Origin of the sequence: Sphingomonas sp. PP-CE-3A-406 (assembly GCF_003688625.1) — a bacterium.
Taxonomy (GTDB): Bacteria; Pseudomonadota; Alphaproteobacteria; order Sphingomonadales; family Sphingomonadaceae; genus Sphingomonas.
In genome coordinates this window covers 1,018,339-1,044,405 of record NZ_RCWY01000001.1, presented here as the reverse complement: position 1 = coordinate 1,044,405, position 26,067 = coordinate 1,018,339, and the positions used below count along the sequence as shown (strand labels likewise).

The 26,067-nt window shown below is 65.7% G+C and carries 21 protein-coding genes and 3 tRNA genes; 12 read left to right on the top strand and 12 right to left on the bottom strand.

Annotated elements, in window-relative coordinates; translation table 11 throughout:
• Positions 1–176: 176 nt before the first annotated feature.
• From C8J44_RS04510 to C8J44_RS04500, 3 genes are all read left to right on the top strand, one after another.
• Complete coding sequence (locus tag C8J44_RS04510; RefSeq protein WP_121903484.1) at positions 177–1,262, top strand: LacI family DNA-binding transcriptional regulator; 1,086 nt, start codon at positions 177–179, stop codon at positions 1,260–1,262.
• 287 nt (positions 1,263–1,549) lie between these two features.
• Positions 1,550–2,974 carry a sugar porter family MFS transporter gene (locus tag C8J44_RS04505; protein WP_121903483.1) on the top strand — a complete coding sequence of 475 codons (1,425 nt, stop codon included), beginning with the start codon at positions 1,550–1,552 and terminating at the stop codon, positions 2,972–2,974.
• A gap of 284 nt (positions 2,975–3,258) precedes the next feature.
• Positions 3,259–5,040, top strand: a complete 1,782-nt coding sequence (locus tag C8J44_RS04500; RefSeq protein ID WP_121903482.1) for a bifunctional diguanylate cyclase/phosphodiesterase — start codon at positions 3,259–3,261, stop codon at positions 5,038–5,040.
• Between the two features lie 95 nt (positions 5,041–5,135).
• Here the strand turns inward: C8J44_RS04500 and C8J44_RS04495 are convergent, their stop codons facing one another.
• The 3 genes from C8J44_RS04495 to C8J44_RS04485 are packed head-to-tail and all read right to left on the bottom strand — an operon-like array spanning position 5,136 to position 8,215.
• Positions 5,136–5,831, bottom strand: coding sequence for a phytanoyl-CoA dioxygenase family protein (locus tag C8J44_RS04495; protein WP_259466706.1), 696 nt, complete (start codon positions 5,829–5,831; stop codon positions 5,136–5,138).
• Position 5,832: 1 nt separating this feature from the next.
• Positions 5,833–7,569 (bottom strand): flotillin family protein, encoded by a 1,737-nt coding sequence (locus C8J44_RS04490; protein ID WP_259466705.1) that lies wholly within the window; start codon positions 7,567–7,569, stop codon positions 5,833–5,835.
• Positions 7,570–7,594: 25 nt separating this feature from the next.
• The gene (locus C8J44_RS04485; protein ID WP_121903480.1) at positions 7,595–8,215 is read right to left on the bottom strand and encodes an OB-fold-containig protein; all 621 of its coding nucleotides are present in this window, start codon (positions 8,213–8,215) and stop codon (positions 7,595–7,597) included.
• 980 nt (positions 8,216–9,195) lie between these two features.
• Here C8J44_RS04485 and C8J44_RS04480 point away from each other — a divergent pair.
• Complete coding sequence (locus C8J44_RS04480; protein ID WP_121903479.1) at positions 9,196–10,419, top strand: MFS transporter; 1,224 nt, start codon at positions 9,196–9,198, stop codon at positions 10,417–10,419.
• Between the two features lie 251 nt (positions 10,420–10,670).
• Here the strand turns inward: C8J44_RS04480 and C8J44_RS04475 are convergent.
• Positions 10,671–10,746 (bottom strand) — tRNA-Ala (locus tag C8J44_RS04475).
• Between the two features lie 236 nt (positions 10,747–10,982).
• Here C8J44_RS04475 and C8J44_RS04470 point away from each other — a divergent pair.
• Positions 10,983–12,221 carry a DUF2171 domain-containing protein gene (locus C8J44_RS04470; RefSeq protein WP_121903478.1) on the top strand — a complete coding sequence of 413 codons (1,239 nt, stop codon included), beginning with the start codon at positions 10,983–10,985 and terminating at the stop codon, positions 12,219–12,221.
• 141 nt (positions 12,222–12,362) lie between these two features.
• Positions 12,363–13,364 carry an NADP-dependent oxidoreductase gene (locus C8J44_RS04465; RefSeq protein ID WP_121903477.1) on the top strand — a complete coding sequence of 334 codons (1,002 nt, stop codon included), beginning with the start codon at positions 12,363–12,365 and terminating at the stop codon, positions 13,362–13,364.
• A gap of 123 nt (positions 13,365–13,487) precedes the next feature.
• Here the strand turns inward: C8J44_RS04465 and C8J44_RS04460 are convergent, their stop codons facing one another.
• The 6 genes from C8J44_RS04460 to C8J44_RS04435 are packed head-to-tail and all read right to left on the bottom strand — an operon-like array spanning position 13,488 to position 18,609.
• Complete coding sequence (locus C8J44_RS04460; protein ID WP_121903476.1) at positions 13,488–14,456, bottom strand: magnesium and cobalt transport protein CorA; 969 nt, start codon at positions 14,454–14,456, stop codon at positions 13,488–13,490.
• 38 nt (positions 14,457–14,494) lie between these two features.
• The gene (locus tag C8J44_RS04455; protein WP_121903475.1) at positions 14,495–15,289 is read right to left on the bottom strand and encodes a MetQ/NlpA family ABC transporter substrate-binding protein; all 795 of its coding nucleotides are present in this window, start codon (positions 15,287–15,289) and stop codon (positions 14,495–14,497) included.
• A gap of 8 nt (positions 15,290–15,297) precedes the next feature.
• Positions 15,298–15,960 (bottom strand): methionine ABC transporter permease, encoded by a 663-nt coding sequence (locus C8J44_RS04450; protein ID WP_056062682.1) that lies wholly within the window; start codon positions 15,958–15,960, stop codon positions 15,298–15,300.
• The gene (locus C8J44_RS04445; protein WP_121903474.1) at positions 15,957–16,691 is read right to left on the bottom strand and encodes a methionine ABC transporter ATP-binding protein; all 735 of its coding nucleotides are present in this window, start codon (positions 16,689–16,691) and stop codon (positions 15,957–15,959) included. Before C8J44_RS04445 ends, C8J44_RS04450 begins: the two co-directional genes overlap by 4 nt.
• A complete protein-coding gene (locus tag C8J44_RS04440) occupies positions 16,688–17,704 on the bottom strand; it encodes an LLM class flavin-dependent oxidoreductase (protein ID WP_056047742.1) in 1,017 nt (338 codons plus the stop codon). The genes C8J44_RS04445 and C8J44_RS04440 overlap by 4 nt, the downstream gene beginning before the upstream one ends.
• Complete coding sequence (locus C8J44_RS04435; RefSeq protein WP_121903847.1) at positions 17,704–18,609, bottom strand: RimK family alpha-L-glutamate ligase; 906 nt, start codon at positions 18,607–18,609, stop codon at positions 17,704–17,706. Before C8J44_RS04435 ends, C8J44_RS04440 begins: the two co-directional genes overlap by 1 nt.
• 114 nt (positions 18,610–18,723) lie before the next feature.
• On the opposite strand from C8J44_RS04435, the gene C8J44_RS04430 reads away from it, so the two are divergent.
• A complete protein-coding gene (locus C8J44_RS04430; RefSeq protein ID WP_121903846.1) occupies positions 18,724–19,344 on the top strand; it encodes a peptidylprolyl isomerase in 621 nt (206 codons plus the stop codon).
• A 236-nt stretch (positions 19,345–19,580) separates the two neighbouring features.
• On the opposite strand, the gene C8J44_RS04425 is transcribed toward C8J44_RS04430, so the two are convergent.
• Positions 19,581–20,465 carry a diacylglycerol kinase family protein gene (locus tag C8J44_RS04425; RefSeq protein WP_121903473.1) on the bottom strand — a complete coding sequence of 295 codons (885 nt, stop codon included), beginning with the start codon at positions 20,463–20,465 and terminating at the stop codon, positions 19,581–19,583.
• Between the two features lie 92 nt (positions 20,466–20,557).
• Between C8J44_RS04425 and hemB the strand changes: the two genes are divergently transcribed.
• Together hemB and C8J44_RS04415 are read left to right on the top strand one after the other, a co-directional pair.
• Positions 20,558–21,550: a porphobilinogen synthase gene (gene hemB / locus C8J44_RS04420; protein ID WP_121903472.1), complete on the top strand. Its 993-nt coding sequence runs from the start codon at positions 20,558–20,560 to the stop codon at positions 21,548–21,550.
• Positions 21,543–23,786, top strand: a complete 2,244-nt coding sequence (locus tag C8J44_RS04415) for a fused MFS/spermidine synthase (RefSeq protein ID WP_259466704.1) — start codon at positions 21,543–21,545, stop codon at positions 23,784–23,786. Before hemB ends, C8J44_RS04415 begins: the two co-directional genes overlap by 8 nt.
• 43 nt (positions 23,787–23,829) lie before the next feature.
• Here C8J44_RS04415 and C8J44_RS04410 read toward each other — a convergent pair whose 3' ends face one another.
• Positions 23,830–24,339, bottom strand: a complete 510-nt coding sequence (locus C8J44_RS04410) for a hypothetical protein (protein WP_121903471.1) — start codon at positions 24,337–24,339, stop codon at positions 23,830–23,832.
• Positions 24,340–24,433: 94 nt separating this feature from the next.
• On the opposite strand from C8J44_RS04410, the gene C8J44_RS04405 reads away from it, so the two are divergent.
• The 3 genes from C8J44_RS04405 (at position 24,434) to C8J44_RS04395 (ending at position 25,750) form a co-directional block, all read left to right on the top strand.
• A tRNA-Arg gene (locus tag C8J44_RS04405) sits at positions 24,434–24,510 on the top strand.
• 50 nt (positions 24,511–24,560) lie between these two features.
• Positions 24,561–24,637, top strand: a tRNA-Arg gene (locus C8J44_RS04400).
• A 156-nt stretch (positions 24,638–24,793) separates the two neighbouring features.
• Positions 24,794–25,750, top strand: coding sequence for an alpha/beta fold hydrolase (locus C8J44_RS04395; RefSeq protein WP_121903844.1), 957 nt, complete (start codon positions 24,794–24,796; stop codon positions 25,748–25,750).
• Positions 25,751–26,067: the final 317 nt, after the last annotated feature.

The window sequence follows — 26,067 nt, the reverse complement described above, 5'->3', positions numbered from 1 at the left end:
ATATCGATACCGCTACCATATGCCCGGTATCGGCATTGGGCAAGCGTTCAGGCCCTACGGCGTAGAATTCATTCCCGAGTTTCGGCGATCTCCCTCGGCGCTCGTATTAACGGTACGCTTGGGCGAATCTTGCCGCGCCGGTTGCGGTCCCCGATCGTTGCGCTAACACCCCTGTCATGACAGTTCATTCGCCAGCGCCAACTCGCTCCTCGCGTCGCGGAGGTTCGACTCCCACCATCAGCGATGTGGCGGCGCGCGCCGGGGTTTCTCCGATGACCGTCTCGCGCGTGATCAACGGCGAGACCAACGTACGGCCCAAGACGCGCGAGACCGTGAATGCGGCGATCGCAGCGCTGAACTACGCGCCCAATCCCGCGGCGCGTAGCCTGGCCGGGGCAGGGCAGACGCGGATCGGTCTTTTGTACAGCAATCCGAGCGCGGGCTTCTTGAGCGAATTCCTGCTCGGCAGTCTCGAACAGGCGAGCCGCCGTGATGTCCAGATCGTCGTCGAGAAATGCGAACTGGGCGATCATGAGCTCGAGGTGACCCGACACCTGATCGAAGGCGGCATCGACGGCATCATCCTGCCGCCGCCGTTGTGCGAAGCCGCCGGCGTTCTCGACCTGCTGGCCAAGGCCGGCATCCCGGCGATCGCGGTGGCGACGGCAATGCCATCGGCGGACCAGCTGGCGATCGGCATCGACGATCGCGAGGCGGCGTCGATGATGACCCAGCACATCATGGACCTCGGCCATCGGCGGATCGGCTTCATCACCGGCGATCCCAACCTGTCGGCCAGCGCTCAGCGCTATGCGGGCTATACCGCCGCGCTCGAACAGGCAGGTTTGCCGTTCGATCCGAGCCTGGTCGCCGACGGCCTGTTCACCTACCGATCGGGGCTCGACGCCGCAGAGCAGCTTCTCGCGCTTGAAAATCCACCGACCGCGATCTTCGCGTCGAACGACGACATGGCGGCGGCAACGGTGGCTATCGCGCATCGCCGCGGCATCGACGTGCCGGGCGACCTGACGGTCTGCGGATTCGACGACACGACGCTGTCGACCGCGATCTGGCCCGAACTGACGACCATTCACCAGCCGATCGCGGATATGGCGCGCGCGGCGGTCGACCTGCTGGTCACCGCGATCCGGCAATCGGGCAGCGACGCGAAGATCGAACGCCACCAGACGCTTGATTTCACCCTGATCCGGCGGCAGTCCGACGCAGCACCGCGCCGGCGGCCGCGCGAGAGCCGCACTTGACGCGCGCACCAGACTTGATAGCGATACCATAGAGACGCGGATCGGCAATCGATACCAGCGCCGTTGTTGAGGATTGGGTGTGATCGAACCGACGCTAGACCCTCGCAAGGACGGGCACCAAGCCGGTGGACGCGGCTGTCGATCCGCCGTGCCACTGCCGGCGCGATCGCCCGCATGATCGGCGTTTCCGGAACATCTGGACGACTGGCCACATGGTGAGGCCGCGTCCGCACACCATCACGCAACATGCACAAATCAGCCGATAATAGCGGCGTTTAGGAGGGGTTATGTCGGAGAGTATCAGAGGATCGGGCGGATCGGCGGTGAACTACGGTTTCATCACCGCGATCGTCGCCGTCGCCACCATCGGCGGGTTCATGTTCGGCTATGATTCGGGCGTGATCAACGGCACGCAGAAGGGGCTCGAGGCCGCATTCGCACTCGGACGGCTCGGGATCGGCGTCAACGTCGGCGCGATTCTGGTCGGTTCGGCGATCGGTGCATTCGGCGCCGGACGGTTGTCGGATGCGATCGGTCGCCGCAGCGTCATGATGTTGTCGGCAGTGCTGTTCCTGGTATCGGCGCTGGTCGCGGGCGCGGCAGGCTCGTCGGCGATCTTCATCCTGGCGCGGATCATCGGCGGTCTCGGCGTCGGCGCCGCCAGCGTCACCTCGCCGGTCTACATCTCCGAAGTCACGCCGGCGGCGATCCGCGGGCGCCTGTCGAGCGTCCAGCAAGTGATGATCATCTCGGGCCTGACCGGTGCGTTCGTCGCGAATTTCGCGGTCGCGCGCTATGCCGGTGGCTCGACCGCCGAGTTCTGGCTTCACCAGTCGGCGTGGCGCTGGATGTTCTGGTTCCAGGCGATCCCGGCTCTGGTCTATCTGATCGCGCTGACGGTCATCCCGGAAAGCCCGCGCTTCCTGGTCGCCAAGGGGCGCGACGAGCAGGCGCGGGCCGTCCTGACCCGGCTGTTCGGCCGCGAGGAGGCCGATCGCAAGGTGATCGAGATCCGCAATTCGCTCGCCAAGGACCACCACAAGCCCAAGCTGTCCGATCTGCTCGACAAGACCACCGGCAAGGTCCGTCCGATCCTGTGGGCGGGCATCGGTCTCGCCATTTTCCAGCAGTTCGTCGGGATCAATGTCGTGTTCTATTACGGCGCGGTGCTGTGGGAGGCGGTCGGCTTCACAGAGGACAACGCGCTCCAGATCAACATCCTGTCGGGCGTCCTCTCGATCGCGGCGTGCCTGTTCACGATCGCGACCGTCGACAAGATCGGCCGCAAGCCGCTGCTGCTGGTCGGATCGGCCGGCATGGCCGTCACGCTGGCGATCGTCGCCTATGCGTTCTCGACCGCGGTCACCGACGCGGCGGGCGCGGTCAGCCTGCCGGGCCACAACGGCCTGATCGCGCTGATCTCGGCTAACCTCTACGTCATCTTCTTCAACGCAAGCTGGGGTCCGGTGATGTGGGTGATGCTCGGCGAGATGTTCCCGCAGCAGATCCGTGGTTCGGGTCTCGCGGTCGCCGGTTTCGCGCAGTGGATCGCCAACGCGGCGATTTCGGTGAGCTTCCCGGCGCTGGCGGTATCGCCGGGCCTCAGCGTGACGTATTTCGGCTACGCGTTCTTCGCGGCGGCGTCGTTCTTCTTCGTGAAGGCGATGGTCAACGAGACACGCGGACGCGAACTTGAAGACATGCAGGGGTGATCCTCGCGGGAGGGCCTCGGCCCTCCCGTTGTTTCAGGGGATAACGATGATCGGTCGAGCAGCATCCGCTCGATCGGCGCATATCGCTCCGCTCAAGCGCGACGAACACGTCGCTCTAGTACGCGGCCTTGGTGTCGCGCGGTCGCGCTGCGTGTCACCGGATTACGAGCCGGTAGCCACGCGGTTCGGCGGCGGATTTTCCTAATTTTTCAATGCCCGTCGCGTTTGACGTTGGTGAAACCGTTAACGATTGTAATTTATCAGCTATCCCGAAAGGGAAGCCCGTGCGTGACTATCTAGAGAAGGCTCGGCTTGACGCTTTGCACCAGCTCAAGCTGCTCGATACGCCATCGAGCGAGAGCTTTGATCGTATCACGCGCATGGCCAGCCAGATCTTCGGCCTGCCGGTAGCAGCCATTTCGCTGACCGATCGCGATCGACAATGGTTCAAGTCGCGAGTCGGGATCTCTCACGACTCGATCACCCGACGAAAAGCGCCGTGTTCGCAGGTCGCCGAATCGACGAGCCCGCTGGTTATCGAGGACCTGCAGGCGGACTGTTTTTACGCCGAAAGCCCGTTGGGTCTTGCCGGCACCCGGTTCTATGCGGGCGCACCGCTGGTCACCAGCGAAGGCTATGGTCTTGGCTCGCTCTGCGTGCTCGGCACCGAGCCTCGGCAGGCGTCCGCCGCCGAAATGGCCGCGTTGACCGACCTAGCGGCGATGGTCATGGCGCAGATCGAGTTGCAGCATGCGTTCGGCCGGATCGATCCGATCAGCGGTATGCCCAACCGCAATCAGTTCCGCGAGGACCTCCTAGATCTGACGCGAGACCATAGCGGCGAGCATAGGCTCGTCGTCGTCGTCGATTTGGGCCGGGACGACCAGATCAACCGGATCTTGCGGGTGATGGGCGGAGCGCGGGTCGACGCGTTGATCCGAGAGGCCGCGCTGTCGCTGCAACAGCGGCTCGATTCCTCTCGCGTCGCTTATCACGTCGGCCCGGCGCAATTCGCCTTTCTGGGGCCACCCGACGTCGATCAGGATGCGTACATGGCGGTCCTGGCGTCGGGCTTCGCGGCGATCCGGGCGTCCTCGTCGGTCCGGTTCGTGACCAACGTCGCGATCGGCGTTCGCGCGTTCACGCTGGGTGACGCGGTGGCCGACGACGTGTTGCGCGCGGCGGCCAGCGCGGCGCAGGATGCCCGGCAGGTGGATGGTGCGATCGCGCTGTATTCGCCGGCCAGCGACATCGCGCATCGCCGTCAATATACGCTGTTGCAGGATTTCGGGACCGCGCTCGAAGCCGGCGATCAGCTTCGGCTGATGTTTCAACCGCGTGTCGAACTGGCGACGCGGCGCTGTATCGGTGTCGAGGCGTTGCTGCGATGGCGGCACCCGGTGCTCGGTGAGATATCGCCCGCCGAATTCATCCCGATCATCGAGCACACGTCGCTGGCCCGACCGACCACGCAGTGGGTGCTGGATGCGGCGATGGACCAGCTCGTCGGCTGGAACGAGGCCGGCATAGGCGTCGCGATTTCCGTCAATATCTCGGCCGCCAACCTCGAAGAGACGGATCTGATCGAACGCATCCAGCTGGGGATGCTGCGGCGACAGCTGCGGCCCGATCAACTCGAGATCGAACTGACCGAGAGCGCGATCATGGATCACCCCGAGCAGGCGCTCGCGATGCTCGCAGAATTGGCGACGGCGGGCATTTGCCTCGCGATCGACGACTTCGGTACGGGCCATAGCAGCCTCGCCTATCTGCAGAGGCTGCCAGCGCAGGTCGTCAAGATCGATCAGGCGTTCGTGCGCAACCTCCGTGCGACGAGCGGCGCGGACTTCGTCCTCGTCGAGACGATGGTCGGGCTGGCGCAGAAGCTCGGCTACCGCGTCGTGGCCGAGGGCGTCGAAAGCGAGGACGCGGCCAACGTCCTCGCGCATATCGGCTGCGAAGAGGCGCAGGGCTTCCTGTTCGGGCGACCGATGGACGCGTCGAACTTCGTACGGTGGCTGTCGAGTTCGGATGCGGGGAACGCGCCGATCACCAGCGCCGCCTGAGGCGCGGGCACTGCCGTCGGCCGGTCGGTTCGGGGCGATAAATAACGTTTGTCGGCAGGCGCTGGTCGCTCCGAGGGGAATCGAACCCTTGACCTCTACAGCCCGTGCCATCGAAGCGGAGCGGGCAGGTCTTCGGCTGCGTAGTCGATCTGGAGCACGCGTCGGCGACGGGGTGGATCGGCCGCGCGCGAGCCGTGGACGATCGGTGTCGCGTAGAGCCAGACATTGCCGCGGTTCGCGCGGCACAGGCGCTCGCCGCGCGCCTCGACGACATGCCCGATACTCGTTTCCGGCAGGCGGCCGAGCCGGTGAGATCCGGGTACGATGCGGAGCGGGGCATTCGTGGCGTCGACGGGGTCGAGGTGGACGCGGATCGTGACCATCCGCTCCAGCAACGCGAAGGGCGGTTCGACCTGGACGAGTCCGGCCTTCACCGTCCACGGACCGAACCCGTCGACGGCACCGCGCTGCTCGACGACGATGGTGCGATCCTGATGCCAGCCGAGCGCCCAGTTCCGGGCCGCCGTCTTGTCGAACAGCACGGCTCGGACGGGGCGTGCGTCGCGCCCCAGCACAGATCCGGCGATGCGGCCGATGGGACCGTCAACGGCGAGCATGCCGCGCAGGGCAGGGGCGGCCCCGATCCGCACGCCGGGGACGTCGCGGGGTAGATCTGCCGCGGCCTGTTCGATCGAAAGGCACGTGGCAGGATCCAACGCGCCCGGAAAGATCTGCGCGCCGTCTTCTTCGAAGCGCAGATCGAGTTCCAGGGCCTTGGCCTGGGGACTCACGTCAGGCCGGCGGGTTGCCCGACCCGCCATTGAGAGCAGTGGGATGTTTGTGGGCATCGGTGGAGGAGCTTCGCGCAGACGCCGCGTCAGCGCTGCTGCCGGCGAGCATGCCGTTCAAGGAACTGCCGGTCATCCCCAGTTCCGCCATCAGGCCATCGATCAGCGGGCCACCGACGCGGTAACGCATCGCCGCCGCGACCGCGGTGTCGGCGAGATTGCTTTGTCCGCCGCCGGACGCGCCGTCGCTGCCGCCGTCGCCATGCAATCCTCGCGCATCGAGGATGCTGATCTTGTCGATGTTCTCCATCGGCTTGCTCGCCGCCGCGATGATCGCGGGCAGGGCTTCCAGCATCGCGCGGCGGATCAGCAGCGCTGTCTGCGCGTCGCTCAGCAGGTTGGTCGCCTCGTTGAGCGATGCCTGACCTGCCGCATCGACCTTGAACGCCGCCTCGCGCCCTTCCGCGCGGGCTTTCTCGGCATCGGCCTCGGCAGTCGCCTCGGTGCGCAGGGCGCTCGCACGTGCCTCGGCAGCTTCCTTTTCTGCGGTCGCGGCGACGGTGATGCCGACAGCCTCTTCCTGCGCGCGCTGGGTGGCGGCGATCACGGCGACGTTCTTGTTGCGGTTGGCGATTTCGGTCGCTTTGGCGGTGGCGACGCTTTCCTCGGCGCGGACGGCGAGGGCGCGTGCCTCGTTGGCGGCAGCCGTCGCAGTCGATTCCTCCTCGGACTTTTGCGCGGTCTGCACGGCCGTCGTTATGCGCGCGATCTCGATGGTGCGGTCGCGTTCGATCGTCGCGGTCTGGATCGCACCGTCACGAGCGATGGTCGCGGTCTGGATCACCTTGTCGGCTTCGGTCTGCGCGACGGTTTGTGCCTGGCTGGCGGTGATGCGGGCGATCTCGGCAAGGCGGGTTTGCTCGGCCTCGGCGGTGGCGATCGCGGTGGCCTGTTCGGCACGGCGTGCCGACAGCGTCTGCTCCTGCGTCAGTCGCGCCTGTTCCGCGGCCTGCGCGATCTCGAGCGACTGGTTGTTCGCATCGAGGTTACGCTGCTCGATCTCGACGCGGTTGGTCGCGACGATGTCGTTGCGGATCTTCTTGCGCTCCTCGATCGTCCGCGTGAGCACGGTCAGGCCCTCGGCATCGAATGCGTTGTTCTCGTTGAAATGCTCGAACGCGGTCTGGTCGAAATGCGTGATGCTGACGGACTCGAGCTGGAAGCCGTTCATGTCCAGATCGGTCATCAGCGCCTCCTGCACCTTCTGGATGAAGTCGGCGCGGTTGGCGTGGAGGTGCTCCATCGTCATCGTCGCGGCGACCGAGCGCAGCGCGGACACGAGCTTGCCGTCGAGCAGCGACTTCACCGCATCGGGGCTGTTGACCGAGTCGCCGAGCGTCTGCGCGGCGGCGGCGATCGACTCCGCATCGGGCTTCACCTTGATATGGAACAGCCCGACGACGTCGACGCGAAGCTTGTCGAGCGTGATCAGCGCATCCTTGTTGAGACGCGACACCTCCAGCTTCACGGTCGTCAGGCGGACCTGCATCAGTTCGTGCAGCACCGGGATCACCATGATGCCGCCGTTGAGGACGACCTTCTCGCCGCCGAAGCCGGTGCGGATCAGCGCGACGTCCTTGGTCGCGCGGCGGTAGAGCCGGGTCAGGATGATGCCGATCACCACCAGTGCGAACAGCACGATGCCGGCGTAGATCAGGACGTTCAGAAGCTGTGCGGGCATGAAACCCTCCCCGGTTATGTGTTGGTCAGATCGACCGCAGAAGCGCGTTGGCTTCGGGCAGTGCGTAGAAGAGTTTGCCGTCGCGGCGGACGATCAGCGCGGTCTCGCCGGTGGCGATCGCGTCGGTGTCGTCGTGCGGCTCGACCATGATGAAATGCGCCTGGCCGTGCTGGTCGACGATCTTCGCGCGGGCGGGCGATCCGCGACGCGCGGTGCCCTCGAGGATGGTGCCACGGCGGCGCAGGAAGTCGTCGGTCGAGATCACGCTGGTTTCGAAGCCGGGCATGATCCGGGCGAGGCCGTTGGCGGCGAGCGTGTTGAGCAGGCTGCCGGCGATCAATGCGACACCTGAGGCGAGGCTCCAATGCAGCGGGCCGCCGGTCGATGCTGTCGCGCCTTGCTGAATGGCAATCCCTGAAAGCGTGAAGCAGCCGAGCAAAGAGGTGAGCCAGATCAGGATCGGTAGTTCATGGCCGAGCCCGATCCAGTCGAGCACGCCGCCGCCATCCGCTTCGGCATGAACGTCCGCGTGAAGATCGAGATGGCCGAGCCCCAGGCCGATCGCCTCGATCAGCCCGATCCCGATCATCACGACGAACGCGATCGCGAACGGCACGTAGGCGGGCGTCAGGAAGATCGTGAACATGGGCCGTAGTGCTGGTTCTGGTTCTGCATCGGCGAATGGGTAGCGGACAGACGATAACGCTTCGTTGCGAAACGCCGGCCGATCCGGTCTTTGCACGCCATGTGTCGATACTCCCCGGAGCGAGGCTAGCCCTACGCCAAGGCATTCGCAACGCGGGCCGAGGGAAACCGGCCAGGTTTGGATTCATCCTCTGCACAGGATCTGCAAGACAAGCGAACGGATCGCACATGGACCTCGCGATCGGTCGATCACAGAACCGCGGCAAAGCCGATCCTCGACAATCGGGGAGTGCCAAGATGACGCGATCGACGCCCTGTTACTAACACGCCGGGCGAACTGGGATGACGGATCGGCGCGACTGGCGTCGATTGCCGCCGCCGCGTTCGGCGTGGTGCTGGTCGACGATCCAAGCGTTCTCGCCTGGGTTCTGTCTTGGATTACGGCATCGCTTGCCGCACTCGTGCCACCCGACGGGTTCGACGATGCGCGGCTTTGTCGCGCCGGCTTGCTGGCACGCGATGTCGGCCGTTATTGCGCCGTTGAAGGATGCTGTGCGACTGTCCCTGGCCAACCAGCATCGAGAGCTGCTCCCCGATGGCGTGCGCGCAATTGGGGGCGTCGCGTTGTCTTTGATGGGCGGCGGTGATCCTTGCGCTGTTCGCAAGCGCCAATCCGCTGATCGGTCAGGCGTTTTCACGGATTATTCTCCGGATCCGTGGTCGGTGACGTGGCGCACGCTGTTTGCATTCGGCGTGGCGATCACGATCGGGGCAACGTTGTGGCCAAGTCCGCCCCGACGTGGGCGTCGCGTTTCGATGATTGCTCGATCGATACGGTATTTGAGCCGGGCGTGCCCCACCCCGCAGGCTTCGGTTCGTTCGACGGCGCTGGGGACCCTGCCGAAATTCCCGCGCTAATCGATCATATGAAGTCTCGCATGAAACATTGACGCGCGAGACCGGACAGCATGAACTGCCGACATGGGAATAGTCGCGTTCAGGACGGGGTGGGGGTGGTTGCTGCTCGTCGCGCTGACGATCTCGACGATCGGCGACGAAATTTCGCTGATCACCCTGATGTTTCGGACGGCGGGCGACAGAACCGCTTTTGCCGTGCCGATGCTGCTGGTCGCTCAGTTGTTGCCGGGTTTGCTCGTCACGCCGTACATCGGCCGCCTCGTCGATGCGCACGATGCGGGCAAGCTGCTGGCCGGTGCGGCGCTGGCGGACGCGGTGGTCCTGTCATGGATGGCGTATCATCCCGATCCGGTCTCGACGATGGTCGGTGCCGGCGTACTCAGCATCCTGTTCGCGGTCGGGGGAACGGCGACCTTCGCACTGATCCCGGTGCTGGCTACCGGGCTGGGAATGACGTTGGCGCGTGCGAACGCGGTGCTGGAGTTCGTGCGTAGCGCCGGGATGCTTGCCGGGCCAGTCGTCGGCGGCGCGCTGGTGGCATGGGGCGGGGCGGGCAATGCGCTGCTGATCGATGCGGCGAGCTTCGCGTTGCTGGCTTTGGTCGTGCTGGGGAGCGGGTTGCGGCGGCCGGTCGAGGTCGATGTGGATGCCGATGCGGATGGTCGAGCTCGGACGCTGTTCGCCGAGTACCTGCCGGTGCTGCGCGATCGGCGGATCGTGATCATGATCGGTGCCCTCGCATTGGGAGTCTTCGCCAGCGCGATTGCCGATGTCGCGTTCGTGTTCCTGGTCACCGTATCGCTGGCGGCGGGTGCGATGGCGTTCGGGCTGCTCACCGCGTGTTGGGCGGGGGGAATGATGGCGGGCGCGGCGGCGGCCGGGGTTTGGCCGATGCTCCGCCCGGCCCCACTTGCCTATGCGTCCGCCATCGTGATGGGCGCGATGATGCTGGCGATCGGCGTTGTCGGCGGGATTGCCGGCATGACGATGACCTCCGGGCTCGTCGTTGTGGGGATCGCCTTCGTGATCGGCGGTGCCGCGAACAGCGTGCACAATGTCGCGGTGCGGACCATGCTGCAACGCGAGGCTCCTGCGGGCGCACACGGCAAGGTGGCCGCGATCTACAGCGCCGCGACGAGCAGCGCGGGTATCCTCGGATATATGGCCGGGGGGATGTTCATGCCGACAGGGGCGATCGACGCCTATCTGCTTGGTGGCGCGCTCGGTGTCGTCGCAGGAGGGCTTGGCTGGCTTTTGTTTACAGCGTCGAGGCCGAAGGATGCGTGATCATGTCCTGGGAGGCCGAAAGCGGACCCGTCGGTGGTGGCGTCGAATATCTCGGCCCGCGCGTCTTGGTGTCCGCCGCATTCTCGATTTCATCCGAGATCGAACGTTTGTCGGCGGGATGTGGGGGGCATCGAGCGCTCGTGAAGCACATCGATAAATCGATTATCGGCAGCTTTTACTGCGCGGTTACCGCGCACACCGCCCCAATGCTTCGGGCAATTGCAGGGGCACATGTCTAGTCATGTTGCGCGTGGTGGAGCCACGGGGAATCGAACCCCGGACCTCTGCAGTGCGATTGCAGCGCTCTCCCATCTGAGCTACGGCCCCGCGCGGTTGGCCATAGGCCAGGATCGATGGCTTAGCGGGTCGATTTCGCTGTTGCAACCGGGTTGGTGAAGCCCGTCGCTTTGCTTCTAACCCGCCGTCGCAGCGGTGCGTCGTGTCGGCGTCAAGCGACGGCAAACACAGGAACAATCGACGATCTTGGCGCTTGTAGACCTCGGAATGCACGACGCCGCATACGACGACGCCGGCAGCCGCAGGACAGCAATTAGGAGGCTCCTATGGTCTACGAACGCAATACCAGAGATCGTCAGTCGGGCGACTATTACGGTCGGCCGAACTCGCAGGATTACGGTCGCGATTTCCGCTCCGATGGTGGCGACTATGGTCGATCCAGTGCGCGCGATTATGCAGCAGCCGGTGAGTTCGATCGCGATAATGATCGCGGGGACCACGGGTATCGTGGGGGGTCTCGCGGGCGCGACGACCAGGGTAGCCGTGACTATTACGGCGGCCACAACGATCGCCAGCAGCCATCGGGCGGTGATCGCTATGGTCAGTCGCGCTACGGACAGGGGGCAGGCCAGTCCTACGGCCAGCAGGGCTATGGTCGCCAGGATTCGGGTCAGCCGCGTTATGGCCAACAGAATTATGGCCAGCGCGGCCAGGGTTCGGGCGATACCGAATATCATGGCAGCTATGCGTCGGACGGGCGTCGTTTCGAGGACGTGGGGCGCAACCGTCATGCGGACGACGACAACCGCACGTCGCGCGGCGGCAGCCGTAACGAGGGGCGTGACTATGGTCGCCAGCCGCAGGGCTATGACTATGACGATCGCGGATTCATCGCGCGAGCAGGCGACGAGGTTCGCTCGTGGTTCGGCGACGACGAGGCCGAGCGCCGCCGCGAAGCCGATGCGCGGTATGACGAGCGGTCCTATGGAGGCTCGGAGAACCGGTCGTTCGGCAATCGGTCGTCGAACCCGCATGACGATCACTATTATAGCTGGCGCAGCACGCAGATCGCGGCGCTCGACCGCGACTATGACGAGTATCGCCATGAGAACCGCTCCAAGTTCGAGACCGAGTTCTCGTCGTGGCGCAATGAGCGTCACGGCCAGCGTAGTTCGCTGTCGCAGGTCACCGAGCATATGGAAGTCGTCGGATCCGATGACAGCCATGTCGGCACGGTCGACAAGGTGAAGGGCGACCGGATCCTGCTCACCAAGAACGACCGCGATGCGGGCGGCGTGCATCATTCGATCCCGTCACGGTGGATCAAGACCGTCGATGGCAAGGTGACGCTGTCGAAGTCGGCCGACGAAGCTAAGGCTGCGTGGAAGGAAGAAGAGCGCAACTCGGCGATGTTCGAGTACGGCGATCGCACGGGCGGCGACAAGAAGGATGCCGGTACGACGGGGTATGCTTCGACCACCCAGGCCGGCAGCGCTGCTGGCGCGACGTCGACCACGGGCACGACATCGGACACGCTCGGCAAGTCCGGGTCGACCACATACTAAGCGTTTGAAAGCATTGGCTGACGTCGCGTGACGTTAGCCGACAACGAGCCCGGGCGGCACCGTCCGGGCTTTTTTGCGGGTTGCGCTGGACGTGCGTTTCGCCATACCCGGTTCACGAATATTCAAGACAGGAGCAAGTTTATGGCCCGTGCATGGAGCCTGAAGGCACGTCCGCAAGGCATGCCGAAGCATACCGACTTCGCCATGATCGATCTCGACCAGTCGACGCTCGGCGCCGGCGAGGTGCGGATCGCCAATCGCTGGCTGTCGGTCGACCCGTACATGCGCGGGCGGATGAACGACGTGAAGAGCTATGTCCCGCCGTTCGCGCTGGGCGAGGCGATGCAGGGCGGCGCGGTCGGCGAAGTGGTCGAGAGCAACGACGACGGCATCAAGGTCGGCGACATGGTGCTGCACATGGCGGGGTGGCGCGACGAAGCGGTGGTGCCGGCCGCGCAGGTGCAGAAGCTGCCCGCGCTCGACGTGCCTCCGCAGGCGTTTTTGGGTCAGCTCGGCATGCCGGGGATGACCGGGTATTTCGGCTTGCTTCAGGTTGCCGAGGCGAAGGCGGGCGATACGGTGTTCGTGTCGGCGGCGGCGGGTGCGGTCGGCTCGACGGTCGTACAGGTCGCCAAGGCCAAGGGCATGACGGTGATCGGCTCGGCCGGCGGCGCGGAGAAATGCGCGTGGGTGAAGTCGCTCGGTGCGGATGCGGTGATCGACTACAAGAGCGACGTGCCGGTGGTGAAGGCGCTCGGCGAGGCGGCCCAAGCTGTCGGTTCTGGGGGAATCGACGTGTATTTCGACAACGTCGGCGGCGAGCATCTCGACGCGGCGCTGGCGCATGCGAACATGCATGCGCGGTTCGCGGTGTGCGGGATGATCGACGTGTACAACAGCGGCGCGGCGACGCAGCTGAAGTACCTCGCGCGGCTGATCGGTAACCGCGTGCAGATCCGCGGGTTCATCGTCAGCGACTACATGAATCGCGCGGAGGAGTTCTACAAGGACATGGGCGGAATGCTGGCGGCGGGTACGCTGAAGCGGCAGGAGACCGTGCATGAGGGGGTCGAGACGATGCCGGATGCGTTTTTGGGGCTGTTCTCGGGTGGGAATACGGGGAAGATGCTCGTCAAGGTTTGAGCGGGAGCCGGCCGGGGGATGAACTTTGGCATGTGTCCCGGCCGCTCTCTTGTTCTCCCGCGAAGGCGGGAGCCCAGTCTGGGTCCCCGCCTTCGCGGGGAAACAAGCTAAGCTAGGTCCCCGCTACAGCCACTTCGCCTGCCTGAACTTCACGTACAGCGCGGCGCAGACTACCCCGATCACGGCCAGCACGACAAAATACCCATATTGCGACTTCAGTTCGGGCATGTTCTCGAAGTTCATGCCGTAGATTCCGGCAATTGCGGTCGGCACCGCGAGGATGGCAGCCCAGGCGGCCAACTGGCGAGTGATCGCGCCGGTGCGTTGTTGTTCGAGCAGGTTGCTGAATTCGAACACCGACGTCAGCACTTCGCGCAGGCCCTCGACCATCGTCTGGACGCGGCGGACGTGATCGAGCACGTCGCTGAAATACGGTTTTGCCTCGGTATCGATGCAGGGGAGGTCGAGGCGGACGATCTTGCCCGCGACCTCGCCCATCGGTCCGAGGATGCGTTGGAAGCGGATCATTTCGCGTCTCAGACCAAAGATACGGACAATTTCGTCGCGGCCTAGGAATGCGTCGATCGTGCGTTGTTCCATCGCCAGCACCTCGTCCTCGATGCTCTCGACGATCGGGAGATAGCCGTCGACGACGTAATCGAGGATCGCGTGGAGGACGTAATCGACGCCGTTGATCAACAAGGTCGGTGCGGCTTCGAGCTGTTCGCGTAGAGCTTTATGAGACCGCGCCGAGCCGTGGCGGACGCTGATGATGTGACTGTGGCCGACGAAGATCGCGGTTTCGCCATATGCGATCTTGTCCTGCTCCAGCTGAGCGGTGCGCGCGACCACGAAAAGCTGGTCGCCATAGACGTCGACCTTGGGCAACTGATCCGCCTTGATCGCGTCCTCCACCGCCAGGGGGTGGAGATAATACTGGTCCTTCAGCGTCCGCATCTCGGCATCGGTCGGGTCGCAGATGCCGATCCAGACGAACTCCGAGCGGTCCGCGGGGCAATCGACCTTTTCGTCGATCGAGACCGCGCGAACGCGCTTGCCATGGCGATAGAGATACGCGGCGACGACCGTCATGGAGCCTCAGAATTACGCTAACGAGGCCCGCGCCGGTATCAGAACGCCGGGAGGACCGCACCCCGATAATGCTGCTCGATGAAGGTCTTGGTGGCCGGGCTGCGCAACGCAGCGATCAGCTTCACGACCCGCGGGTCCTTCTCGCCACCGGGCAGGCCGACGACGAAATTGACGTAGGGGCTGTTCTTGTCCTCGATCGCGAGCGCGTCGCGGACCGGGTTGAGCTTCGCGTCGAGCGCGTAATTGGTGTTGATCAGCGCGAGATCGACCTCGCCGAGCGTGCGCGGCAGGGTGGCGCCCTCCAGTTCCTTGAACTGGAGGTTCTTCGGGTTGGTGGCGATGTCGTTGAGGCTCGACAACGGATTGGTCGGGTTCTTGAGCGTGATGAGGCCGGCCTTCTGGAGCAGCAACAGCGCGCGGCCGCCGTTGCTCGGCTCGTTCGGGATCGCGACGGTGGCGCCGTTGGGGATCTGCGCGATCGACTTCCACTTGCGCGAATAGGCGCCGAGCGGTTCGACATGGACACCGGCATAGGTCACCAGATGCGTGCCGCGCGAGGCGTTGAACTCGTCGAGATACGGCTTGGTCTCGAAATAGCTGACGTCGATCTGCTTCTGCTCGACCTGGAGGTTGGGCTGAACGTAATCGTTGAAGACGCGGATCTGGAGGTCGACGCCTTCCTTGGCGAGCGTTGGCTTGATCGACTCAAGAATCTCGGCGTGCGGCACTGCGGTCGCGGCGACGGTCAGCGTCTTGCCGTCGTTGGTCTTGGTCCCCCCACAGGCGGCGAGCGCGAGCAGTGACAAGGTAGCGAGCAGCGTGCGGCGGTTCATGCGAATTCCTAGCGGCGGGTGAAGTGGCGTGCGAGCGCGTCGCCGGCATATTGGATGATCTGGACGAGCACGACCAGCAGCACGACGGTGACGACCATGACGTCGGTCTGAAAGCGCTGATAGCCGAAGCGGATCGCGAGATCGCCGAGGCCCCCTGCGCCGACCACGCCCGCCATCGCGGTGAACGAGACGAGCGCGACCGCGGTGACGGTGGCGCCGGCGATCAGTCCGGGAAGCGCCTCGGGGATCAGCGCGCCGGTGACGATCTGGCGCGTGGTGGCGCCCATCGCCTGCACCGCCTCGATCGTGGTGCGGTCGACTTCCTTGAGCGATCCCTCGACGAGCCGTGCGTAGAACGGCGCGGCGCCGACGACGAGCGGCGGGATCGCGCCGGCGACGCCTAGCGAGGTGCCGACGAGCATCACGGTGAGCGGGATCATCACGATCAGCAGGATGATGAAGGGGACGGAACGGAGGATGTTGACGATGATCCCGAGCACGGCGTTGGCGACGCGGTTCTGCGACAGGCGGCCCCGGTCGGTGAGGTAGAGCAGGACGCCGAGTGGGAGGCCGAACGCGATCGTCAGGATCAGCGACCCGCCGAGCATGATCAGCGTGTCGAGGCAGGCCTGGCCGATGTCCGACCAGTCGATGTTGGCGAAGAAGCTCATGCCGCCAGCCCTGCCAGCATGCGCTGCGTCGCGGGGTGGGCGGCGTTGGCGAAGATGTCGGTGACGTCGCCGGTCTCGACGATGCGGCCGCGTTCGAGCACGGCGACGCGGTCGCAGACGTAGCGGACGACGTCCATTTCGTGGGTGATCAGGACGATCGTCAGGCCGAGGTCTCGGTTGAGGTCGCGGAGGAGGGTGAGGACCGAGCGGGTGGTTTCGGGGTCGAGTGCGCTGGTGGCTTCGTCGCAGAGCAGGATGTCGGGGTCGGTGGCGAGCGCGCGCGCGATGCCGACGCGCTGCTTCTGGCCGCCGGAGAGCTGGGCGGGATATTTGGTGGCGTGATCGGCGAGGCCTACGCGGTCGAGCAGTGCGGCGACTTTCGTCTCGCGCTCGGCTTTGGATACGCCCGCGAGCACCAGCGGGAACGCGACGTTTGCCGCGACCGTGCGCGACGACAGCAGGCCGAAGTTCTGGAAGATCATGCCGATCCGACGACGCAGCGCGCGCAGGTCCGCCGCCGACAACGCGGCTACGTCGACGCTATCGACTTCGACCCGGCCCGACGTCGGGCGTTCGAGCGCGTTGATAAGGCGGATCAGCGTCGACTTGCCTGCACCGGACTGGCCGATGACGCCGAACACGCCGCGTGCGGGAATTTCGAGCGATACGCCATCAAGGGCCGCCGCGTCGCTTGCCGGGTAGGTTTTAACGACGTCAGTTAGGCGTATCATGTGGTGCCCATGACCTGCGCGGCGAACCGCTCCATTTCCTCGGCCTGCGGGCTCATCTGGAGCAGCAGCAGGTCGAGACCGGCCGCCTCATACTCAGCGACGCGCTCCTTCAACTGCTCGGGCGTGCCGACCAGATTGGGGCGCAGGCCGCGGTTGGAGACGGAGTATTCCTGGATCTTCAGCTCGCGTTCGAGTTGCGTGCCCGACAGCCACTGGTCGAAATTGGCATAGCCTGCGGGGAGTTCGGTGACGCTGGTAATGCGGTCGAGCTCGCGCTTCGCCTCGGCTTCGCTGTCGCGGACGATCGCGTAGGCGGCCATGCCGTATTGCATCGGCGCGCCGCCAGCTGCTTCGCGTCGCGCGGCCATGTCGGCGATCTTCGGGGCGATAGCGTCGGCGGGGTCGCCGTGCATGACATAGGCGTCGCACTGCGCGGCGATCATCGCCTTGGCCTTCTCGCTTTCGCCGCCGGCGTAGACGGTCGGGCGCTTGGCGGGCTTGGGCGAGCAGATCGCCTGTTCGGTGGTGTAGAACTGGCCCGCGAAGTCGAACCGCTCCTCAGTCCAGAGCCCGTCGACCACGGTCAACCACTCCGCGGTGCGCGCGTAGCGATCGTCGTGCTGGTCGAACTGGAGGCCGTATTGCTTGGCCTCGTCCGCCCACCAGGACGACACGACGTTGAGCGCGAGCCGCCCGCCCGAAATGCGGTCGATGTTCGCCGCGGCCTTGGCGAACAGCGCGGGGTGGTGGAAGTTCGGGCGGACCGCGACCATCAGCTCGATGCTGTCGGTCACCGCCGCGAGTGCCGCCGCGGTCGACCACGCATCGAGCGCGGGCTGTTCGATGCCCTTGATATCGTTGAGGTTCAGCTCGGCGATCAGCGTCAGGTCATAGCCCCAGCGCTCGGCATTCTGCGTCAGCGCCTTGGTGTAGGCCCAACTCGCCTCCATCCCCTCGTCGGGGACGTTGCGAAGCCAGCCGCCGAAGACGGGAGTCCAGTAACCATAGCGCATCAGCGGGCCTTTTCGATCTGTTCGACGAGGTAATCGACGAGGCGGTCGTGCGGATCCCAGCCGAGCATTTCGAGGGGCTTGGCGACGAAGTTCGACAGTGCGTTGATGTCGTAGAAGCGCGCGACGCCGTCGCGGTCGTCGATCATCACCTCGACTCCGCCGACGTCGAGATCGACCGTGCGGGCGATCGCCTCGGCGGCATCCTTCAAGGTTTGCGAGGGCTCGGCCGCGGCCATCTTGATGCCCGAGCCGGGGACGACGCACGCATCCGCGGGGCAGAGATCGAACGCGCCGCCGCCGGCGACCTCGATCGCGTAAAGGAATTTGCGGTCGAGCGTCTCGATCCGGGTGATCGCGCCGTCGCGGACGGGGACGTATTCCTGGACAAGAAGAACGCCGTCGACGCTGCTCGGCAGGCCAGCGTCGGCTACGGTGGTGCGGAGTTCGTCGAGGCTGTCGAAGCGGATGATGCCTGCGCCCGAACCGCCGATGTTCGCTTTGACGACCAGCGGGAAGCGGAGCGTCTGTGCGGCAGGGACGACGTCGGCGGCGCGGTGAACGACGCGGGTCTCGGGGATTGCGAGGCCGAGCGAGGCGATCAGCGATAACTGTCGTGCCTTGGAGGCGTCGATCGCGAGGACGTCGGTGCCGTTTACCACGCGCGCACCAGTGCGGCGCCAGTGATCGAGCATCGCCATCGTGTCGAAGATCGGATGCTCGTCGTTGCGCAGGAAGCTCGACATCGCGATGCGGTTGAAGACGACGGGGGCCGGGGTGCTCCGGTCGGCGGGGTTCCAGAAGCCGTCGGGCGTGGCGCGGGTGAACGCGACGCCGCGGCGATCGAGGGCGGCGAACAGCGGTTCGAACCAGAGCGGGTGCTCGTAGAGAATGGCGAGATCGGTCATCGCGACCCGGATAGGCATTGCGTGCGGGCGTGCAAACCCAAGCAAAACTTTGCCGCGCGCAATATCGTGTCGCGGGGCCGCTGACAGGGAGTGGAGGACGGGGTAGCGTGGCGGATGATCTCCAGATTCGTCACGCTCGCTCTTGCCGTTCTCGGCGCCGTTTCCGTCTCGGCGCAGGAGGCTCCGCCGGCGCCGCCGCCTGTTGCTCCGGCGACCGTCTCGATCGTGATGACGACGAGCGAGGGGCCGATCACGCTGGCGCTGGAGAAGGAGCGCGCGCCGCTGACGACCGCGAACTTCCTGCGCTATGTCGACCAGAAGCGGCTCGATGGGGTGACGTTCTACCGCGCGATGAAGCTCGGGGCGGATGCCGGGTTGATCCAGGGCGGGCCGCAGGGCGAGGTGAAGCGTCTGTTGCCGCCGGTGAAGCATGAGCCGACCAGCCAGACCGGGCTGTCGCATGTCGATGCGACGATCTCGCTGGCCCGGTTCGCGCCGGGGAGCGCGACGGCGGACTTCTTCATCACGGTCGGGCCGGTGTTGTCGCTCGATGCTAATCCGGCTGGAAGCGGGGATACGGCGGGGTTCGCGGCGTTCGGGCATGTTGTTGAGGGGATGGATGTGGTGAAGCGCATCCTTGCTGCGCCGACTTCGCCGACTGCCGGGGCGGGGGTTATGAAGGGGCAGATGATTGCTGCGCCGGTTAAGATTTTGACGGTGCGGCGGGTAAAGTAACGCCGCCCAGTTCCACCCCGGCGGAGGCCGGGGCCCAATTGGGGGACGTCGCCAACTGAGCGCTGCGCTTCGTTACTGCGACCTTTCCATTGGGCCCCGGCCGTCGCCGGGGTGGTGGCTAGTGGGGCGGCCTGTCGTGAACAAAAGTTGTTTCCCCGCGAAGGCGGGGACCCAGTCTGGGCTCCCGCCTTCGCGGGAGAACAAGGGGGCGGGTGGTGCCGCTAGTCGAGCGCGCCTCAGGCGGGCGCCATCACCCGGATGATCCCCGCCGCGACCTTCGCCGTCACCGGGGTCTTCGCCAACACCTCGCCGTCGATCGAGATCGGCAGTGGCGGGATCGTGTTGATCTTCAGGCTCTTGCCCCGGAAGTCCCGCACTTTCTCGTGGCGCGACTCAAGCCGGAACACGCTGGACGCCCAGTTCTGCACCAGTCGCCGCTTCACATGCCCCATCACCGCCTGCACCACGATCTCGCCCGAGTCGACTGCCGCAGCGTCGACCAGTTCGGTGCCGCCGTGATACGGTCCGTTCGAGATGCGCACCTCGACGACGCGGATCTTCACCGCGGTCGGACCCTCGCCGACGATCAGCGTGAACGGGCGGAAGCGCATGTATTGATACGTCGCCCAGGCCAGATAGCCGACCTTGCCGAAGATCTTCTTCAGCCCGTGCGGGACCGTCTCGGCGATCTTCGGGCTGATGCCCATCGCCGCGCAGTTCGCGAAATAATCGCCGTCGATCATGCCGAGATCGATCCGGCGTGGCTTGCCGGTGCGGATCACCTCCACCGCGCCCTCGATATTCAGCGGAATGCCAAGCGTGCGCGCGAAACTGTTGGCGGTGCCGAGCGGCAACACGCCAAGGATCACGTCGTGGCCCACCATCAGGTCGACCAAGCCGCTGACCGTGCCGTCGCCGCCACCAAGAATCAGCAGGTCGGGCTTCTTCGCCAGCGCCCGGAGCACCGTCGCTTCGAGGTCCTTCGGATCCTCGACCGCATGCGCGTCGACCTCATAAGGCAGCCCCGACATCGCCGCACACGCGCGCTTGAACAGCTTCTGGCCCTTGCGCGACTTGGCGTTGACGACGAGCGCGGCGGACGTGATCGTATAGTTCGACATAAGGCCCCCAACGCACGGCATGCGGTTTCGCACCCGTAACGCTTTGCCCGTAAAACTTGATCCGTCGTCGCGCATCCCGCAAAGCCCGCCGCATGACCGCAAGCTATCCCGCGCTTCGCCTCCGTCGCACCCGCGCCTCCGCCTGGAGCCGCCGCCTCCATGCCGAGACCGTGCTGACTCCCGCCGACCTGATCTGGCCGTTGTTCGTCACCGAGGGAGCCGGCGTCGAGCAACCGATCGCCAGCCTGCCGGGCGTGTCGCGCTGGTCGGTCGACGGGATCGTCGCGCGTGGCCGCGAGGCGCGCGACCTCGGCATACCGTGCATCGCGCTGTTCCCGTACACACAGGTCGAGCGCCGGACCGAAGACGGCCGCGAGGCGCTCAACCCCGACAACCTCATGTGCCAGGCGATCCGTGCGCTGAAGGATGCGGTGCCCGAGGTCGGCGTGCTGACCGACGTCGCGCTCGATCCGTATACGAGCCACGGCCATGACGGGCTGGTCGACGCGGCTGGCTATGTCGTCAACGACACCACCGCCGAGATGCTCGTCGCGCAGGCGCTCAACCAGGCGAATGCGGGCGCCGATATCATCGCGCCGTCGGACATGATGGACGGGCGGATCGGGATGATCCGCAGCGCGCTCGAGGCGGACTCGCATCACAACGTCCAGATAATGTCCTATGCCGCCAAATATGCGAGCGCGTTCTACGGCCCGTTCCGCGATGCGGTCGGAAGTCGTGGGCTGCTGAAGGGCGACAAGAAGACCTACCAGATGGACAATGCCAACGCCGAGGAAGCGCTGCGCGAGGTCGCGATGGACCTGGCGGAGGGCGCAGACACGGTGATGGTCAAGCCCGGCCTGCCGTATCTCGACATCATCGTCCGCGTTCGCCAGGCGTTCGAAGTGCCGGTGTTCGCGTACCAGGTGTCGGGCGAATACGCGATGATCGAGCACGCCGTCGCAGCCGGTGCGGCGGAACGGGACGTGATGGTGCTGGAGACGCTGATGTCGTTCAAGCGCGCAGGCTGCTCGGGCGTGCTGACCTATCACGCGGCGCATGCGGCGAAATTGCTGAATGGCTGACACGGTCGGCGCGGACGACAGGCCGCTGATGGCACGCTGGTGCCGAACGATGTTCGTCGCGACGATCCTGACGGGGTCGTTCCTGCTTTTCCTCGTCCAGCCGATGGTGGCGCGGATGGCGTTGCCGCGGCTGGGCGGAGCGCCGGCGGTGTGGAACTCGGCGATGCTGGTGTACCAGGCGTTGCTGCTCGCGGGCTATGCCTATGCGCATTGGCTCGGGCGGGTGAGGCCGCATGCGCAGGCGGCGATCCATCTCGGCGTGCTGATCGTCGCGGCACTTTGGTTGCCGATCGGGCTGATCGCGATGGACCTGCCGGCGGATGCGTTGCCGGCCTTGTGGGTGCCGTGGCTGCTCGGGCTGTCGATCGGGCCGTTGTTCTTTGCGGTCTCTGCGCAGGCACCGTTGATCCAGCGCTGGTTCAGTGCGGCCAGCGGCGGCGGCGATCCCTATGCGCTGTATGCCGCGTCCAATCTCGGCAGTTTCGCCGGGCTGATCGCGTACCCGTTACTGGTCGAGCCGCTGATGGCGATCCATGCGCAGAGCCTGCTGTGGAGCGGCGGCTATGTTATGCTGATCTTGCTCGTGCTGGCCTGCGCCACGCGCCTGCCCAGGACGGCGGCAGCCGATCATGTCGTCGCCACCAGCGCGCCGCCGGGTGCCAAGCGAATCCTGCATTGGATCGCGCTTGCGCTTGTCCCGTCGGGGATGATGCTCGCGACGTCGACCTATATCTCGACCGATATCGTCGCGATGCCGCTGCTCTGGGTGATCCCGCTCGGGTTGTATCTGCTGAGCTTCAGCGTCGCGTTCGCCAACGATCGCTGGCTCGCCGACCTGCTGACCCGGATCGCGCCGATCACGATTTTGCTGTTCGGCGGGGTCATCATGAGCGGTGGCTACACCGAGCGGCCCTTCTTCAGCGCCGGCATCGCGCTGGTGCTGCTGTTCATGATCTCGGTCGCGCTGCACACCGCGCTCTATCGCAAGCGGCCCGCACCGGACCGGCTGACCGGCTTCTATCTGGCGATGTCGGCGGGCGGGGCGCTCGGCGGCGTATTTGCCGCGTTGGTCGCGCCGGTGGTGTTCGACTGGACCTATGAATATCCGCTGCTGATCCTCGCGGCCGGGGCGCTGGTGCCGCAGGTCTATCTGATCGCGCGGTTGCGCAATCTGTGGATGGCGAGGGGAGGGACGAAATGGGTCACGCTCGCTGCGATCGTTCTCGTCCTGCTGGCCGTTGCCGGTCTGCGTATCGGTAACCCCGACGGCCTGTTGGGCGAGAGCCAGCAGGGTCTCGCTTTCCTGATCGTCGCGACGATCGGCTTCGCGGCGATCGGCGCGCGATTGCCGTACATGATCGTGCTGGCGGCCTCGCTCGTCCTGTTTGGCGGCTATCGGTCGCTGGAACTGTCGATCGAGCCCGGCGCGCGCGTCCGCAGCTATTTCGGTGTCTATACCGTGCGAAACGAGCCGGGGCCGGATGGCGGTACGCGCGAACTCGATCACGGGACGACGGTCCACGGCATCCAACTGCGCGGTTCGCCGGCGCGCGAGCGGACGCCGACCACCTATTATGCGGTCGGTTCGGGCGTGGGGCAGGCGATGCTCGCCGCACCCGCGCTATATGGTCCGACCGCGCGGATCGGTGTCGTCGGGCTCGGGACGGGGACGCTGTCGTGTTACGCAGAGGCTGGCCAGCGCTGGCGGTTCTACGAGATCGACCCGGCGGTCGTTGCGATCGCGCGCGATACGGGCCAGTTCACCTATCTGTCGCGATGCCTGCCCAACCCCGATATCCGGATGGGCGATGCGCGGATAGCGCTGGCGCACGACGCGTCGAACAGCCTCGACCTGCTCGCGCTCGACGCGTTCTCGTCCGATTCGGTGCCGATGCATCTGATGACGCGCGAGGCGTTTGCGACCTATGGCCGGGTGCTGGCGCCGGGGGGGCTGTTGCTGGTGCATATCTCCAACCGGTTCATCGATCTCGAACCGGTGGTGGCCGCAGCGGCACGCGAGGGCGGCTGGATCGCGGTGATACTGCGGTATCGTCCGTCGAGCGTGCTCGTCGACCGTGCCTCGGCGTCGGACTGGGTGGCGCTGTCGCGTGATCCGCGCGCGATCGCGGCGTTACGCGCGAAGGATTCCGGTTGGACCACGCCGACGCCGCGAAAAGGCTTTGCGGGGTGGACCGACGATTACTCAACGATCCTGCCGTTGCTGAAGGGGTTCTGAGCTTCTCGTCCTCTCCCCGGCGGGGAAGGACCAGACGGACAGTTCAAGCAGAGGGCATGCTCGCCTGGATGCGCGCGATCGTGGCGCCCTGCCGGTCGGCTTCGGCCTGCGCCTTGTTGCGGATCGTCGCCAGCGCGGGATAATCGGGCTGCAACTTGGCCGCACGATCGGTTGCGCGCGATTCCATGTCGGTGACCAGCGACGAACTCTGCGCGCGCCAGTCGTCGAGCCCGGCGAGGGCGGTCTGCGCCGCGATCCACGGCTCGCTGCCGACCGCCGCACCGCGCGCCGTCCGCGCCAGCGCCTCGGCCTTGGCTGCATCGCGCGCGAATCCGGTGGCGATCGCGTCGAGCTTGCCGGACAGCGTCGCGATCTCCGCGTCGAGCGCCGGATCGGGGGCCGCGACCGCCGCTTTCACCGCGGGTTCGGCAAAGCCGAGCTTCTCGATCGGCCGGGCGCCGAGCGACGGGTAGCTCGTCCTGTCATGGCTGCACGCGCCCGTTGCGAGGACGAGCGCGAGCGATACGTGGCGGAGCGAAGCGGCGTGTTTCATGTCCGCCGCTCTATGCTGCGAAAGCTTTGCGCACAACTTTCTCGCGGCAAACCCTTGCACCGCCGAAAATGCCTGCTATCAGCGCCCCTCCAGTGCACCCATAGCTCAGCTGGATAGAGCATCAGACTACGAATCTGAGGGTCGGGCGTTCGAATCGCTCTGGGTGCACCAGGATTTTCCGCTTCATAGCGGGCTTGTCGAACCGGTCACGGGACGGCGATGCACCCATAGCTCAGCTGGATAGAGCATCAGACTACGAATCTGAGGGTCGGGCGTTCGAATCGCTCTGGGTGCACCATTTTCTTTATATCGGCGGGTCGCGCGAGATCCGTTTCCGCAGCATCGATGCGGTATCCGGACGCGGTCGGTGGTACGGCCACCGATCCCGGCCGCGGAAATGCGACTTTGACCAAGCCGCGGCGTTGAGATGCCGGACCATATTCAGGAGATCACGATGCGGCGTACGGGCAAGGGATTGATCGGGGGGGCGCTGCTGGCCGCGGTGTCGGGGCTCGGGCTGTCGCTCTATTCGAGCCGGCTCGCGCGCCATGCCGAAGACCTGGTGCCGGTCGACGGACGCTTTCTCGACGTCGACGGGGCCCGACTTCATTACATCGATGTCGGATCGCAGACCGGGCCGACGATCGTCATGGTCCACGGCCTCGGCGGACAGTTGCGCAACTTCAGCTATGCGCTCGTCGATCTGCTCAAGGACGAATACCGCGTCATCGTCGTCGATCGGCCTGGCTCGGGCTATTCGGTCGCGACCGGGAACACCACGCCGGGGCTCATCGCGCAGGGTGCGATCATCGCGGACTTCATCCAGAAGCTCGGGCTCGATCGGCCGCTGTTCGTCGGCCATTCGCTGGGCGGCGCGATCGGGCTGGCGGTCGGCCTCGATCATCCGCATCTGGTCCGCGCGCTGGCGTTGATCGCGCCGCTGACGCAACCGCTGGAGCAGGTGCCCGAGAGTTTTCGTGGACTGGCGCGGATTCCTGCTGGCGCGCGTCTCGCCTTCGCGCAGGTGCTCGGTACGCCGCTCAGCCGGCTGACGGCGACCAGGACGTTGCAAGGCGTATTCGCGCCCGAGGCGGTGCCGGAGGACTTCGTGACCCGCGGCGGCGGTGCGCTCGCGGCGCGACCGATCGCGATCGCCGCGGCGGCGGCCGATCTGGCAGGGGCGAACGACGACGTGACGGCGATGGCGGCGCGCTATGGCGAAATCCAGCTTCCGACGCGCATCCTGTACGGGCGGCAGGACGCGATCCTCGATCCGGCGTGGAATGGTCACCGGACCGCGGCGGCGATCGCGGGGGCGAAGATCGACACGATCGAGGGCGGGCATATGATCCCGATCACTGCGCCTGAGGCTTGCGCGCGGTTCGTTCGGGCTGCGTTTGCGGCTGGGTGAGGGGGCGGCGTCCGAGTAGCTTATCCACCCCGGCGAAGGCCGGGGCCCAATTGGGTAAGGTAGCTCACGGAGCGTGGCCCCCAATTACGCCGACCTTTCCAATTGGGCCCCGGCCTTCGCCGGGGTGGTGCCTCTGTGGGGAGCGCGTACATGATTACGAGCGTTTGCGGCGCGGTGAGATGCCGTTGCCGAAGCTAGCGCCGTTATAGCGTGAGCCCGCGTTGAGCCACCCACAACGAACGCCAGCCCCCCGCTTCCTTGTTCTCCCGCGAAGGAGGGAGCCCAGACTGGGTCCCCGCCTTCGCGGGGAAACATGC